This is a genomic window from Paenarthrobacter sp. NPDC089322 (assembly GCF_040684895.1).
In the GTDB taxonomy this organism is placed as follows: domain Bacteria; phylum Actinomycetota; class Actinomycetes; order Actinomycetales; family Micrococcaceae; genus Arthrobacter.
On sequence record NZ_JBFBGW010000014.1, the window covers coordinates 79,767 to 94,804 of the forward strand.

General features: G+C 64.6%; 13 protein-coding genes. 11 read left to right on the forward strand and 2 right to left on the reverse strand.

The genetic code is table 11. The features are described from left to right. Positions 1-7 precede the first annotated feature (7 nt). The 5 genes from AB0N65_RS14380 to AB0N65_RS14400 all read left to right on the forward strand — a co-directional run bounded on the left by AB0N65_RS14380 (position 8) and on the right by AB0N65_RS14400 (position 6,102). A complete protein-coding gene (locus AB0N65_RS14380) occupies positions 8-991 on the forward strand; it encodes a LacI family DNA-binding transcriptional regulator (RefSeq protein WP_364162787.1) in 984 nt (327 codons plus the stop codon). 167 nt (positions 992-1,158) lie between these two features. Continuing rightward, positions 1,159-2,919 (forward strand): ribulokinase, encoded by a 1,761-nt coding sequence (araB, locus tag AB0N65_RS14385; RefSeq protein ID WP_364162709.1) that lies wholly within the window; start codon positions 1,159-1,161, stop codon positions 2,917-2,919. Beyond that, positions 2,916-3,623, forward strand: coding sequence for an L-ribulose-5-phosphate 4-epimerase (locus AB0N65_RS14390; RefSeq protein WP_364162712.1), 708 nt, complete (start codon positions 2,916-2,918; stop codon positions 3,621-3,623). Before araB ends, AB0N65_RS14390 begins: the two co-directional genes overlap by 4 nt. A gap of 53 nt (positions 3,624-3,676) precedes the next feature. Then, a complete protein-coding gene (gene araA / locus AB0N65_RS14395; protein ID WP_364162715.1) occupies positions 3,677-5,209 on the forward strand; it encodes an L-arabinose isomerase in 1,533 nt (510 codons plus the stop codon). Further along, positions 5,206-6,102 (forward strand): aldose 1-epimerase family protein, encoded by an 897-nt coding sequence (locus AB0N65_RS14400; protein WP_364162718.1) that lies wholly within the window; start codon positions 5,206-5,208, stop codon positions 6,100-6,102. Before araA ends, AB0N65_RS14400 begins: the two co-directional genes overlap by 4 nt. A 68-nt stretch (positions 6,103-6,170) precedes the next feature. Here the strand turns inward: AB0N65_RS14400 and AB0N65_RS14405 are convergent, their stop codons facing one another. After that, entirely contained in the window at positions 6,171-7,187 is a 1,017-nt protein-coding gene (locus AB0N65_RS14405) for a LacI family DNA-binding transcriptional regulator (RefSeq protein WP_364162721.1), read from the reverse strand. A 124-nt stretch (positions 7,188-7,311) separates the two neighbouring features. Here AB0N65_RS14405 and AB0N65_RS14410 point away from each other — a divergent pair, with 124 nt between their 5' ends. From AB0N65_RS14410 to AB0N65_RS14425, 4 genes are read left to right on the forward strand one after another with little or no spacing between them, the layout of a single operon-like run. Continuing rightward, the gene (locus AB0N65_RS14410) at positions 7,312-7,722 is read left to right on the forward strand and encodes an L-rhamnose mutarotase (protein WP_364162724.1); all 411 of its coding nucleotides are present in this window, start codon (positions 7,312-7,314) and stop codon (positions 7,720-7,722) included. Then, positions 7,719-8,885: an L-rhamnose isomerase gene (gene rhaI, locus AB0N65_RS14415; protein WP_364162726.1), complete on the forward strand. Its 1,167-nt coding sequence runs from the start codon at positions 7,719-7,721 to the stop codon at positions 8,883-8,885. Before AB0N65_RS14410 ends, rhaI begins: the two co-directional genes overlap by 4 nt. Positions 8,886-8,890: 5 nt before the next feature. Then, positions 8,891-10,927, forward strand: coding sequence for a bifunctional aldolase/short-chain dehydrogenase (locus AB0N65_RS14420; protein WP_364162729.1), 2,037 nt, complete (start codon positions 8,891-8,893; stop codon positions 10,925-10,927). Between the two features lie 53 nt (positions 10,928-10,980). Next, positions 10,981-12,435 carry a rhamnulokinase family protein gene (locus tag AB0N65_RS14425; protein ID WP_364162790.1) on the forward strand — a complete coding sequence of 485 codons (1,455 nt, stop codon included), beginning with the start codon at positions 10,981-10,983 and terminating at the stop codon, positions 12,433-12,435. Between the two features lie 21 nt (positions 12,436-12,456). Here the strand turns inward: AB0N65_RS14425 and AB0N65_RS14430 are convergent, their stop codons facing one another. Then, positions 12,457-13,371, reverse strand: a complete 915-nt coding sequence (locus tag AB0N65_RS14430) for an AEC family transporter (RefSeq protein WP_364162793.1) — start codon at positions 13,369-13,371, stop codon at positions 12,457-12,459. Positions 13,372-13,506: 135 nt separating this feature from the next. On the opposite strand from AB0N65_RS14430, the gene panD reads away from it, so the two are divergent. Further along, positions 13,507-13,938 carry an aspartate 1-decarboxylase gene (panD, locus tag AB0N65_RS14435; RefSeq protein ID WP_364162731.1) on the forward strand — a complete coding sequence of 144 codons (432 nt, stop codon included), beginning with the start codon at positions 13,507-13,509 and terminating at the stop codon, positions 13,936-13,938. 164 nt (positions 13,939-14,102) lie between these two features. Further along, the gene (locus tag AB0N65_RS14440; protein WP_364162733.1) at positions 14,103-15,029 is read left to right on the forward strand and encodes an AEC family transporter; all 927 of its coding nucleotides are present in this window, start codon (positions 14,103-14,105) and stop codon (positions 15,027-15,029) included. Positions 15,030-15,038: the final 9 nt, after the last annotated feature.

Below are 15,038 nucleotides of genomic sequence, written 5' to 3' on the forward strand. Positions count from 1 at the left end.
TCCCGTCATGGAGGACGTTGCCCGGGTGGCCGGCGTTTCCCATCAGACAGTGTCGCGCGTCCTGAACAACCACCCCAACGTGAGTTCAAAGACCCGCGAGCGCGTGGAGCAAGCCATCACTGAGCTCGGTTACCGCCGTAACACGGCGGCACGCAGCCTGGTGACGCGACGTTCCCAAACCATCGGGGTACTGGGCAGTGAAATGGCTCAATACGGGCCCTCGCACACGCTCCTTGGAGTTCAACAGGCCGCAAGGGATGCCGGCTACTTCGTCAGCGTTGCAGGCCTCCGCGAAGTCACACCGGAAACCATCAAGGACGCCATAGCGCACTTCATGGACCAGTCAGTGGACGGCATCGTCGTCACGGTGCCGCACCCCGGGACCTTTGACGTTCTCAAAGAGGTGACTACCCAGGTTCCCATGGTGGCCGTTGGCTCCGTGGGTGACGAAGAGCTAACCGGTGCAACCGTGGACCAGCGCGAAGGAGCACGCCTGGCCGTTCACCATCTCCTGGAGCTTGGACACCGGCGGATCGGCCATTTGTCCGGCCCTGCTGACTGGATCGACGCTGCCGCCCGCATTGAAGGGTGGCATGCTGCCCTCGCGGAAGCCGGCGTTGAACCGGCGGAGTTAATCGAAGGCGACTGGAGTGCCGAATGCGGCTACCGCGAAGGCCTCAAGATCGCCCAAGAACGAGCCATGACAGCGCTGTTCGTTGCCAACGACCAGATGGCATTGGGCGTCTTGCGGGCGTTCAGCGAGGCCGGGGTGGAGGTTCCTGGCGACATCAGCATCGTAGGCTTCGATGACCAGCCCGAAGCTGCCTACTTCATACCGCCGCTGACCACAGTTGCCCAGGACTTTGAGGCGCTGGGCCAACGCTGTATTGCGCTGCTCCTGGACCGGTTGGAAAGCGGCGTCATTGGCACGCCCGCAACCGTCGTCCCGCGCCTGGTTGTCAGGTCCACCACGGCCCCCGCCCGCTCCTAGCCCCGGCTGCGTCGCAGCAGGAACCGGGAGCTGCCATCATTGTTCACGCACGGGCCCAACGCTCTTGACAACTATGTTGTGAGCGCTAACAATTGCATCAGACCTTCTTCACTTTTCCGCCCAACCCCCGGCAATGAGGCCTTGGCCAGCCGGATGGAGAGCAGCTCATGAATACCACTGAAAACTTCCCGCTGGACGAGCAATTCGTCATTGGCGTGGACTACGGAACACTGTCCGGGCGCGCCGTCGTCGTGCGAGTCTCGGACGGCGCCGAACTCGGTAGCGGAGTGTTCGAATATCCACACGCCGTCGTGTCGGACCGCCTCCCCGCAACGGGCCAGCGGCTGCCGGCCGACTGGGCCCTCCAGGTTCCCAACGACTACCGCGACGTTCTCCGCAATGCGGTACCGGCCGCCGTCGTGGACGCCGGAATCGATCCGGCGCACGTGGTGGGCATCGCCACCGACTTCACCGCTTGCACCATGGTTCCGACGACGGCGGACGGCACGCCGCTGAACGAGGTGGAACGCTTTGCTGACCGGCCCCACGCGTACGTGAAGCTCTGGCGCCACCACGCGGCTCAGCCGCAAGCGGACAGGATCAACAAACTCGCAGAAGAACGCGGCGAGGCATGGCTCCCGCGCTACGGCGGACTGATCTCCTCCGAATGGGAATTCGCCAAGGGCCTGCAACTGCTCGAGGAAGATCCGGAAGTCTACGCCGCCATGGACCACTGGGTCGAGGCGGCTGACTGGATCGTCTGGCAGCTCTGCGGAAACTATGTCCGCAACGCCTGCACCGCCGGCTACAAAGGCATCTACCAGGACGGCAAGTACCCCTCGGAGGACTTCCTCGCCGCGCTGAACCCCGACTTCAAAGGCTTCGTGTCCGAGAAGTTGGAACACGCCATCGGCCGGCTCGGCGACGCCGCGGGTTATCTGACGGAAGAAGCCGCAGAATGGACGGGGCTGCCCGCAGGAATCGCCGTGGCCGTGGGCAACGTGGACGCCCACGTCAGCGCGCCTGCCGCAAACGCCGTGGAGCCCGGACAACTCGTCGCCATCATGGGGACCTCAACGTGCCACGTGATGAACGGCGACGTGCTCCGCGAAGTGCCCGGCATGTGCGGCGTGGTGGATGGCGGCATCGTGGACGGACTGTGGGGCTACGAAGCAGGACAGTCCGGGGTCGGCGACATCTTCGGCTGGTTTACCAAGAACGGCGTCCCTCCGGAGTACCACCAGGCAGCAGCGGAAAAGGGCCTGGGCATTCACGAATACCTGACCGAACTCGCTGAGCAGCAGGCCATCGGCGAGCATGGCCTGATCGCCTTGGACTGGCACTCCGGCAACCGCTCGGTGCTGGTGGACCACGAACTGTCCGGCGTGGTGGTCGGGCAGACCCTGGCTACCAAGCCCGAGGACACCTACCGCGCACTACTCGAAGCAACAGCCTTTGGCACGCGCACCATCGTGGACGCGTTCCGGGACTCCGGTGTGCCCGTGAAGGAATTCATCGTGGCGGGAGGCCTCCTCAAGAACAAGTTCCTCATGCAGGTCTACGCCGACATCACGGGCCTGCAGCTCTCGACAATCGGTTCCGAACAGGGTCCCGCCTTGGGCTCCGCCATCCACGCCGCAGTAGCTGCCGGCAAGTACGCCGATATCCGTGAGGCCGCCGCGGCCATGTCCGCCTCGCCGGGCGCCGTCTACACCCCCATTCCGGAAAACGTCGCTGCCTATGAGGTTCTCTTCCTGGAATACCGCACCCTCCACGACTACTTCGGCCGCGGCGCCAACGAGGTCATGCACCGCCTCAAAGCCATCCAGCGTGAGGCACGAGGCACCACCCCAGGCGCCGATTTCGACGGCGGAACCGACGCCGCTGAGCGGACGGAAGCTGAGCGCACCGAAGGAGTCAACGCATGAGCACCCTCCTCGAAACCATCGCCCGGATCCGACGCGAAGTGTGCGAACTGCACGCCGAACTGACGCGCTACAAGCTGGTGGTTTGGACGGCCGGCAACGTCTCGGGCCGCGTCCCGGGCCACGACCTCATGGTCATCAAGCCGTCCGGCGTCTCCTACGACCAACTCACCCCGGAGCAGATGGTGGTCACCGACCTGTACGGAACGCCCGTGCGGGGCATGAACACCGGCAGCGGCGGCACTGTGGACTGGGGCAATCCCGATCTTTCGCCGTCCTCGGACACCGCGGCGCATGCTTACGTTTACCGGCATATGCCCGAGGTCGGCGGGGTGGTCCACACGCACTCCACGTATGCCACTGCCTGGGCAGCCCGGGGCGAAGAAATCCCCTGCGTACTGACCATGATGGGCGACGAGTTCGGCGGACCCATCCCCGTCGGGCCCTTCGCGCTGATCGGAGATGACTCGATCGGCCAGGGCATCGTGGAGACCCTCAAGAACTCCCACTCCCCCGCAGTGCTCATGCAAAACCACGGCCCGTTCACCATCGGCAAGGACGCCCGGTCCGCGGTGAAAGCTGCCGTGATGTGCGAGGAAGTGGCCAAAACGGTCCACGTTTCCCGGCAACTCGGCGACCCCCTGCCCATAGACCAAGCCAAGATCGATTCCCTTTATGACCGCTACCAAAACGTTTACGGCCGCTGAAGCGACGCCGCTGCAGCACCCGCACCACCACACCGAACTTCCAGGAGCACACCATGGCCACCGCCACCACGTCCCCCAACACCACGTCGCTTGACCACTACGAGGTCTGGTTCCTCACCGGCAGCCAGCATCTCTACGGCGAAGACGTCCTCAAGCAGGTGGCAGCCCAGTCGCAGGAGATCGCGAACGCCCTCAACGCCGCCGGCGACGTCCCGGTCAAGCTCGTATGGAAGCCTGTCCTCACGGACTCTGACGCGATCCGCCGCACCGCACTCGAGGCCAACTCCGACGACTCGGTCATCGGCGTCACCGCATGGATGCACACCTTCTCGCCGGCCAAGATGTGGATCCAGGGCCTGGATGCACTCCGCAAGCCGCTCCTGCACCTGCACACCCAGGCCAACCGGGACCTGCCCTGGGCGGACATCGATTTCGATTTCATGAACCTCAACCAGGCAGCCCACGGCGACCGTGAGTTCGGGTACATCCAGTCGCGCCTCGGCGTGCCGCGGAGGACCGTCGTCGGGCATGTCAGCAATCCCGAGGTCGCCCGCCAGGTGGGCGCCTGGCAGCGCGCCTCGGCCGGCTGGGCCGCCGTCCGGAACCTGAAGCTGACCCGCTTTGGCGACAACATGCGCAACGTCGCCGTCACCGAGGGCGACAAGACCGAGGCCGAGCTGCGCTTCGGCGTCTCGGTCAACACCTGGTCAGTCAACGAGCTCGCCGACGCCGTCCACACCGCGGAAGAGTCCGACGTCGACGCCCTGGTTGCCGAGTACGAGCGCCTTTACGAAGTGGCTGACGAGCTGAAAGCCGGCGGTGCCCGCCACGACTCACTGCGTTACAGCGCCCGCATCGAGCTGGGCCTGCGCAGCTTCCTGGAAGCCAACGGTTCCGCGGCCTTCACCACCTCCTTTGAGGACCTGGGTGAGCTCCGGCAGCTTCCCGGCATGGCCGTCCAGCGCCTCATGGCCGACGGTTACGGCTTCGGCGCCGAGGGCGACTGGAAAACCGCCATCCTCGTCCGCGCCGCCAAGGTCATGGGCGCGGGCCTGCCCGGCGGCGCCTCGCTCATGGAGGACTACACCTACCATCTGGAACCGGGCTCGGAGAAGATCCTCGGCGCGCACATGCTCGAGGTCTGCCCGTCCCTGACCGCGAAGAAGCCCCGCGTTGAGATCCACCCGCTGGGCATCGGCGGCAAGGAAGACCCCGTCCGCATGGTCTTCGACACGGACGCCGGCCCCGGCGTCGTCGTCGCGCTGTCCGACATGCGCGATCGGTTCCGTTTGGTCGCGAACGCCGTTGACGTCGTCGACCTCGACCAGCCGCTCCCCAACCTGCCCGTGGCCCGCGCCCTGTGGGAACCCAAGCCCGACTTCGCCACGTCGGCCGCCGCGTGGCTCACCGCCGGTGCCGCGCACCACACGGTATTGTCCACGCAAGTGGGCCTGGAGGTGTTCGAGGACTTCGCCGAAATCGCACAGACCGAACTCCTGACCATCGATGAGGACACCACCATCAAACAGTTCAAGAAGGAACTCGCCTGGAACGCCGCCTACTACAAACTGGCCGGCGGCCTGTGAGCGCTGAGTTCACGCTGCGTGCGGGCGGCTACACGGCTGTTGTCACCGCCCGCGCCGCAGCGCTGCGCGTCCTCCGGTTTGATGGCCGGGACCTCGTGGTTCCGTTTCCCGGGGGCGGCCCGATTCCTGACTACCGTGGCATCATCGCAGCTCCGTGGCCTAACCGGATTGCCGACGGGAAATATACGTTCGACGGTGTTACGCACCAGCTGCCGGTCAATGAACCCGAGCGCGGAACATCCCTGCACGGGCTGGCGTTCCCACTCGACTGGACTCCCAAAGAGCACGACGCCGGTTCAGTCACCTTGACGTGCACCGTGGGGGCGACTGCCGGGTACCCGTTCGTGCTGGAGCTTGAGGCCCGGTACGTGCTGGACGATGCCGGTCTCCACACAACCGTCGCTGCCCGCAACGCGGCGGACACAGTGGCACCCTACGGCGTCTGCCCCCACCCTTACCTGGTGGCCGGATCGTCGCCGTTGGATGAGTGGGTCCTCGAGGTACCCGCGGAAACTTTCCTCGAGGTCACTCCGGACCGGCTGCTGCCTCTCTCGCTGGCGCCGGTTGAAGGCCACGCTTTCGACTTCCGCACTGCGCGCGCCATCGGCAGCACCGAAATCGACCACGCCTTCACGGACGTGACGTTCGACGGCGGGCTGGCGCGGCTGTCGCTACGGGACCCAGGGGGCACCGGCGTCGGGATGTCCTGGGACGAAAGCTGCACGTGGCTGCAGCTCCATACGGCAGACAAGCCGGCACCACTGCCCAACCGCCTGGGGTTGGCCGTGGAACCGATGACGTGTCCGCCGGACGCCTTCAACAGCGGCACGGACCTGATTCGGCTGGAACCCGGCGCCACGCATGAGGCGTCCTGGAGCATCTACGCCCTCTAACGTCCCGCGCACCCAACTGGGTCGCATTTGTGCGCGTTTTGAAGGCTCATAACGCGCACTTTTGCGACCTACTTGGGTGCGCCGGCGGTGCTTTGGCGCACCACGAGCTCGGGCGTGAAGACGACGGCCCGGTGCTTGGTCCCGCCGCTGTCCTGCTCCTCGGCAAGGAGCTCTATGGCGGTACGACCCAAAGCCTCCGTTGGCTGGCGGATGGAGGACAACGGCACGACGGCGGAAATCGCGAAGTCGATGTCGTCGTAGCCGATCAAGGCAATGTCCTCGGGAATCTTGACGGTCCGCAGCATGGTGAGGGACTGCATCACACCGAGCGCCAGCAGGTCGTTGGAGCAGAATACGGCTTCGGGCCGCTCGCCGGGCTCGCGGTCCACCAGGCTGTTGCCCACATGGCGGCCCGCCAGGACGGTTTGCCCGGCAGAATCAAGGACCTCGATGGAGGCACCTTCCACCTCGGCGACGGCTCGCTGCGCGCCCTTGAGTCGGTGGGCCACCTGGCGGATGGTCGGGGTGCCTACAAAGGCAAGTCGACGGCGGCCAAGGTCCAACAGGTGCCGGGCAGCCAAGTACCCGCCGGCGTCGTCATCGACGGACACGGAACTGCAGCGTTCTTCATCGGCAAGTTCATCCACCAGCACTGTGGGAACCCCCCGCTCACGGAGCCTATCGATCCTTGCGGCAACGTCTCCGACAGGCGAGATGAGCAGGCCCTGGACGCGCTGCTCCTGGAACAGGTCCATGTAGTGCGCTTCCCGGGAGGCGTCCTGGCCGCTGTCCCCCACCAGGACAACGCTCCCCAGCGCCGTGGCTGCATCCTCCGCGGCCCGCGCCACCGAAGAGAAGAAGGGGTTGCCGACGTCCAGCACGATCAGGCCGATGGAGCGGCTCTGGCCGGCGCGGAGTTGCCGCGCGGCATCGTTGCGGACAAAGCCGAGTTCAGCGATGGACTTGAGGACGCGCTCTTTGGTCCGCTGTGACACCCTGTCCGGGTAATTCAGCACATTGGAGACCGTACCCACGGCAACCTTGGCATGGGTAGCAACGTCTTTGATGCTCGCTGTTTGGGACATGCTTTCCGATCTCCCTTGTTCACGTTCTCGAATGCAGGCAACGCCTTGACACCCCCACCGTCCGAGGGTAATTTGAATCGTAACAAATGAAACGATTCAAAGACGAGTAACCCGGAGAACACGCATGAGGGTATGTTTCCGCTCCTCGGTCCAGCCTCAATTGATGGACGAGTACAAGCGCCGCCACGCAGCGGTATGGCCGGAAATGCTCCGCGCCCTGAAAGATGCGGGATGGCACAACTATTCCCTCTTCCTTGCCACTGATGGTCAACTCATCGGCTATCTGGAGTGCGAGGACTATGCAGACGCGCAGGCCCGCATGGCCCTCACGGAGGTCAATGCGCGCTGGCAGGCCGAGATGGCTGCCCTCTTCGCCAACAGCGACGCGCCTCCGGACGAAGGGTTCGAAATCATCGAGGAAGTTTTCAACCTTGAGGATCAGCTGGCCGCTGCCGGCGCCGTCACGGAGCACTCCGACGCAGCACAGATAAACAAAGACTCAACCGCCCGCGAACACCAAAAGGATCAAGCATGAACACCACAGAATCGGCCCTGGGCCGTCTCGGGGAACTGGCCATTGAAGTGCCGTCCTGGGCCTACGGAAATTCGGGGACCCGGTTCAAGGTCTTCGGTACTCCCGGTACACCGCGCACGGTCCAGGAGAAGCTGGCAGATGCGGCCAAGGTCCACGAACTCACAGGCCTGGCACCAACTGTTGCGCTGCACATTCCGTGGGACAAAGTGGATGACTACTCCGAACTCCGCGAGTACGCCGAGAGCCTGGGTGTTGGTCTGGGCACCATCAATTCCAACACGTTCCAGGATGATGAGTACAAGTTCGGCTCCCTGACGTCGTCCAACGAATCCGTGCGCCGCCGGGCCATCGATCACCATTTGGAGTGCATCCAGATCATGCACGCCACCGGGTCAAAAGACCTGAAGATCTGGCTGGCCGATGGCACCAACTACCCCGGCCAGGACGACATGCGCGGACGACAGGACCGCCTCGCCGAGTCGCTGCAGGAAATCTACGCGGCCCTGGGTGACGAACAGCGCCTGGTGCTGGAGTACAAGTTCTTTGAGCCGGCTTTCTACCACACCGATGTCCCGGACTGGGGTACCTCCTACGCGCAGACCCTGGCCCTCGGTGAGAAGGCGTTCGTGTGCCTGGACACCGGCCACCACGCACCCGGCACCAACATCGAGTTCATCGTGATGCAGCTCCTGCGCCTGGGCAAGCTCGGTTCCTTCGACTTCAACTCCCGCTTCTACGCCGACGACGACCTCATTGTGGGCGCGGCGGATCCGTTCCAGCTGTTCCGCATCATGCACGAGGTCATCCGCGGCGGCGGGTTCGGCAAGGACTCCGGCGTCGCGCTGATGCTGGACCAGTGCCACAACCTGGAAGAGAAGATCCCGGGCCAGATCCGTTCGGTGTTGAACGTCCAGGAAATGACCGCCCGTGCCTTGCTCGTGGACACCGCAGCGCTGAACGAGGCCCAGCGTGCCGGGGATGTCCTGGCAGCGAACGGTGTCTTCAACGATGCCTTCTACACCGATGTCCGCCCGGCCTTGGCGCAGTGGCGTGAATCCCGCGGCCTGCCCGCCGACCCGATCGCTGCCTATAAGGCCAGCGGCTACCAGAAGAAGATTAACGAGGACCGCGCAGGCGGCCAGCAAGCCGGATGGGGCGCATAATTCCTATGAGCAACAAAACTGTTGAAGACCTGATCACACGCTCCAACCGCCTCGGCGCGGACAAGCGGAACACCAACTTCGCCGGCGGCAACACCTCGGCCAAGGGTTTCGAGAAGGACCCGGTTACGGGCCAGGACGTCGAACTGCTCTGGGTCAAGGGCTCCGGAGGCGACCTGGGCACCCTGAAGTCCGAGAACCTGGCAGTACTCCGGCTGGACCGGCTCCAGGCACTGAAGTCCGTTTACCCCGGCGTCGAGCGTGAAGACGAGATGGTGGCCGCGTTCGATTACTGCCTGCACGGCAAGGGCGGCGCAGCGCCCTCGATCGATACCGCCATGCATGGCCTCGTGGACGCAGCCCACGTGGACCACCTGCACCCGGACTCGGGCATCGCGATCGCCACGGCCGTGGACGGCGAGGCCCTGACCAACAAGATCTTCGGCGACAAAGTGGTCTGGGTTCCCTGGCGCCGCCCCGGGTTCCAGCTGGGCCTGGACATCGCCGCGATCAAGGAAGCCAACCCGCAGGCCATCGGCACCATCCTGGGCGGCCACGGCATCACGGCCTGGGGCACCACCAGCGAAGAAGCCGAAGCCAACTCCCTCTGGATCATCGACACCGCCGAAAAGTACATCACGGAGAACGGCAAGGCGGAGCCCTTCGGCCCGGCCCTGCCCGGCTACGCCGCGCTCCCGGAGGCCGAGCGCCGTGCGAAAGCCGCCGCCCTCGCACCCGTGATCCGCGGCCTGGCCTCCACGGACAAACCGCAGCTGGGGCACTTCAGCGATGACGCCGTCGTCCTTGAATTCCTCGCCGCCGAAGCGCATCCGCGCCTGGGCGCGCTCGGCACGTCCTGCCCGGACCACTTCCTGCGTACCAAGGTCAAGCCCCTCATCCTTGACCTGCCCGCCGACGCGTCCATCGAAGAGTCCGTTGCACGGTTGAAGGAACGCCACGCCGAGTACCGGCAGGATTACCAGGCCTACTACGACCGGCACGCCGACGCCGATTCCCCGGCCCTCCGCGGCGCGGACCCGGCGATCGTGCTCATCCCCGGGGTGGGCATGTTCTCCTATGGCAAGGACAAGCAGACCGCCCGCGTGGCCGGCGAGTTCTATATCAACGCGATCAACGTGATGCGCGGCGCCGAAGCGATCTCCACCTACGCCCCGATCGAGGAATCCGAAAAGTTCCGCATCGAATATTGGGCCCTGGAAGAAGCCAAACTCGCCCGCATGCCCAAACCCAAGTCCCACGCCACCCGCATCGCGCTGGTCACCGGTGCCGCGTCCGGCATCGGCAAAGCGATCGCCACCCGCTTGGCGTCCGACGGCGCGTGCGTCGTTATTGCCGACCTGAACCTTGAGAACGCCCAAGCCGTCGCCGAAGAGCTGGGCGGCCCCGACGTCGCCATCGGCGTCCAGGCTGACGTGACCAACGAAGCCCAGATCGCCGCCGCCATCGCCGAAGCCGTGCTCGCCTTCGGCGGCCTGGACCTGGTGGTCAACAACGCCGGCCTGTCCATCTCCAAACCGCTGCTGGAGACCACCGAAAAGGACTGGGACCTGCAGCACAACGTCATGGCCAAGGGCTCCTTCCTGGTCTCCAAGGCAGCGGCCAAGGTGATGATTGATCAGGGCCTGGGCGGCGACATCATCTACATCTCCTCCAAGAACTCCGTGTTCGCCGGCCCCAACAACATCGCCTACTCAGCCACCAAAGCCGACCAGGCCCACCAAGTCCGGCTGCTCGCAGCGGAACTTGGCGATCACGGCATCCGCGTCAACGGCATCAACCCCGACGGCGTGGTCCGCGGATCCGGCATCTTCGCCGGCGGTTGGGGCGCCAAACGTGCAGCGGTCTACGGCGTGGACGAGGAAAAGCTTGGCGAGTACTACGCCCAGCGGACCCTCCTCAAGCGCGAAGTCCTGCCCGAACACGTGGCCAACGCCGCCGCCGTGCTCACCAGCAACGAACTCTCCCACACCACTGGCCTGCACATACCCGTGGACGCCGGCGTCGCTGCGGCGTTCCTCCGATAGGTCATCCAGTGACAAACGCACCAACCAGCACCGCCCCGGCCAACACCGGGGCGGTGCCCGCTCGCCACGCAAACCAAGTCTTCGCCGCCGTCGACATTGGCGCGTCCTCCGGCCGCGTCATGCTCGGCCGCGTCTCCCCCTCCACAGGGGCGTCGCTCGAGACCGTGCACCGGTTCCCCAACGGGATGGTGGAGCTCGACGGCGGCCTCCACTGGGATTTTGACGCCCTGTTCGCTGAGGTACTCCATGGGCTGGCGGCTGCCGCTTCGGTGGCGTCAGGGAACGGTGAGCGGATCAGGAGTATCGGCATCGACACGTGGGCCGTGGACTACGGGCTGGTGGACTCCGCGGGTGAACTCGTCTCCGTGCCGTTCAGCTACCGCGACGAACGCAGCCGCTCCGCGGTTTCGCGGGTCCATGACGTCATCCCGCCGGAGAAGCTCTACGCCACCACCGGCCTGCAGTTCCTGCAGTTCAACACCATCTACCAGCTGGCCGTCGAGACGAACTTGAACGGTGTGCAGGCCCTCCTCATCCCGGACCTGATCGCATTCCTCCTCACCGGCGAGCGACGCACCGAAGCAACCAATGCCTCCACCACCGGCCTGTTCGACGCCGCAAAAGGTGCGTGGGCGTTAGAGTTCCTGGACGCATTGAAGCTTCCCCGGGACATCTTCCCGCCGCTGATCCAGCCCGGAGAAACCGTGGGCACACTGCTCGCCAGCATCGCGGAACGCACCGGGTTGCCCGCTGACACTCCCGTTGTAGCAGTGGGCTCGCATGACACCGCTTCGGCTGTGGCAGCCGTTCCGGCAGCGCAGGAAGACTTTGCCTACATCTCCTCCGGCACGTGGTCCCTGGTGGGCGTAGAGCTGGACAGGCCGGTCCTTTCCGAAGCCAGCCGGACAGCGAACTTCACCAACGAACGGGGCGTGGACGGCACCATCCGCTACCTTCGCAATGTTGGCGGACTGTGGCTCCTCAGCGAATGCCAGCGTGAGTGGGCCTTGGAGGGCTACCGGCCTTCATTGCCCGGTCTGCTGGAATCCGCTGCAGCGCTGCCCCCGGGCGGCCCCCTCATCGACCCCGACGATCCCGCCTTCACCGCCCCGGGCAACATGCCCAATCGCGTCAGGGCGGCAGCGAAATCCGCCGGTGCATTCCTGCCCGAACGGGCAGCCAACGTGGTCCGCTGCATCATGGACAGCCTGGCGGCGGGCTACGCGCGAACGCTCGCCGACGCCGAACGCCTCACCGGCGGCAGCACCGGCGTCGTGCACATCGTGGGTGGCGGTTCGCAGAACAAGCTCCTGTGCCAACTGACCGCTGATGCAACAGGCAAGCCGGTGGTGGCCGGCCCAGTCGAAGCAACTGCACTCGGCAACGTCCTGGTCCAGGCCAGGGCCGCGGGTGTCCTCACCGGCGGTTTGACCGAGCTGCGGGAGCTGGTGGCCGTGGGGACTGAGTTGGTGCGGTACGAATCCGCGTTGCTTCGCGACCCGGTTTGAGTGGAGGCACAACCAGAAGGCTCACCCCATGACCCACGCCGCCGCAAGCAGCAGGGGCACTGCCAGTGTGGACGTGGTCACGGCCGTGGACTGCGCGATCTTCTGTGCCGCTCCGTACCTCACGGCATAGAGCACCACGTTCTGGCCCGTGGGCAGTATGGCGCAGGCAGTCACAACAAAGGTGCTGAAGGCGTCGAGGTGGAAGACGAACACCGCCAGGACCCACGCCAACGCGGGCTGAACGACGGACTTGAGGACCACTGCCAGGGCCGTCGGTGCGCGGTCACCAACACCTTGGCCAGCGGACAGACCGTGAAGGGACATGCCAAAAATAATCAGCATGAGGGGTACCGCCAATTGAGCCACGAGCTTCAACGGATCCAGGGTCCAGGATGGCAGTTCCACACCCAACGCGCTCACCACCACGCCAAGGATCGCCGCGACGGTGACGGGATTCCGGAACGGCGTTGCGAGCGTCCGCCAGATGGAAACCTTGGACTTGTCCGGGTCCGTGAGGTCCAGGACGGTCAGGGCAATGGGTGTCAGGATCGCCAACTGGAACAGCATGATCGGCACGACATACGTGGTGCTGCCCAGGATGTAATTGGACAGGGGAACGCCCAGATTGGTGGAATTCACGATTCCGGTGGCCAACGCGCCAATGGTGGTTCGCCGGAACCCCCAGTGGGAGATCAGCCCCACCAGGGCGAACACCAGCATCACCGCAACTGCTGTGACCACGGAAATCAAACCCGTGGGGCTGAGGATGTCCGAGATATGGCGGGACGCGATGGTGGAGAACATGAGGCTCGGCAACCCCACCATGAACGTCAGGCTGGAGAGCACCTTGGTTCCGTGCGGGCCAAGGGCATTTGTTTTGCCCAGGACATAGCCCACCAGCAGGACCACGCCCACCACAAAGAAGCCCTTCAGCACTCCGTCCAAGCTTCTGTCCTCACATAGGGTCTCTTTGCCGGCCTTTGGATCGTAACCGCTTTCCCGGCGTTGGCGGCCGGAACGTCTGGTACGTCACAGCGCCGGCGAAGGGTCCCGCGCTAAACTGTTCGCATTATGATCCGCACAATGTTCAAGTCCAAGATTCACCGCGCCACGGTGACTCACGCCGACCTCCACTACGTCGGTTCGGTCACCGTTGACCTGGACCTCCTGGACGCGGCCGACATCCTTCCCGGCGAACTCGTGTCCATCGTGGACATCACCAACGGCGCCCGGCTGGAGACCTACACCATCGCCGGTGAGCGCGGTTCCGGTGTCATCGGTATCAATGGAGCCGCTGCCCATCAGGTCCATGTGGGTGACCTCGTCATCCTCATCACCTACGCAGAGATGACCACGGAAGAAGCCAGGGCCTACGAACCCAAGGTGGTCCACGTGGGCAAGGACAACCAGATCCTGCAATTAGGCAACGATCCCGCCGAGGCACACACTCCCGGCCTGATGCGCCCGCCGCACGCCCTGAGCAACGCGGCGCACCTCAGCTGAACCAGCCACACGCTTACTGACGACGGCGGCACTCACCCGGGTGCCGCCGTCGGGCATTAAGGGCGCGTCCGGATGACGGACCTCACGTCCGAAAACGCTTACTGGCCGATTAAATCTGATTAGGCTGGGAGCGTGACCCACTTCTTCCCTGCCACCACGCCATCATGATCGGCGTCCTGTCCGGGTTCTTCGTTGTGTGGGCCATCATCCTTGTGGGCATGTTCGTGGGGCGCCGTGGGATCCTGGGTGAGAATGCCCGTTCAGTCCTGAGTTCCTTGACGTTCTTCGTGGCCAGCCCGGCATTGTTGTTCGAGACATTGAGCAAGGCCAGGCTGCACGATGTTTTCGCCGCGCCGCTCCTGGTGACCGCCGTGGGTGCCATCGTCACGGGGCTCATGTTCTTTGTGATCGCCAAATTCTGGCTAAAGCGCAAGATGCCCGAAGCCCTGATGTCCTCGATGAGTTCTTCGCTGGCCAACTCAGCGAACCTTGGCATTCCGATCGCGGTGTTCGTGCTGGGCGATGCCAGTTACGTTGCGCCGCTGCTGATTTTCCAACTGGCGTTCTTCACTCCCCTGTACCTGATGGCCCTCGATGCAAGTACCAGCACGCACCGCACCACGCCCCTGCGTTTCCTGCTCATGATCGTGAGGAACCCCATGATCGTCGGTTCCGGGTTGGGCCTGATTGTCGCGGCCACGGGATTCCAGCTGCCACGGCTGATCCTGGAGCCCATCCACCTCATTGGCGGAGCAGCGATTCCGGCCATGTTGATGGCGTTCGGCATGAGCCTGAACGGGTCGAAGCCGTTGCAGAAGGCAGCAGGCCGGCGCTTGGACACGCTGCTTGCCAGTGGTTTCAAGCTGATCGTGCATCCACTGATCGCCTACGTGTTCGCCCGGTTTGCCTTGGGCATGGAAGGGCATGCGCTCTTCGCCATGGTGGTGACCTCGGCACTGCCAACGGCGCAGAACGTGTTCGTGGCGGCCAACCGTTACCAAGCGGGCATCACTGTTGCCAAAGACACCGTACTGATCACCACGATCGTCGCTGTCCCCGCGATGATCGCCGTAGCCCTGCTGCTCACCTGACCCAAGTAG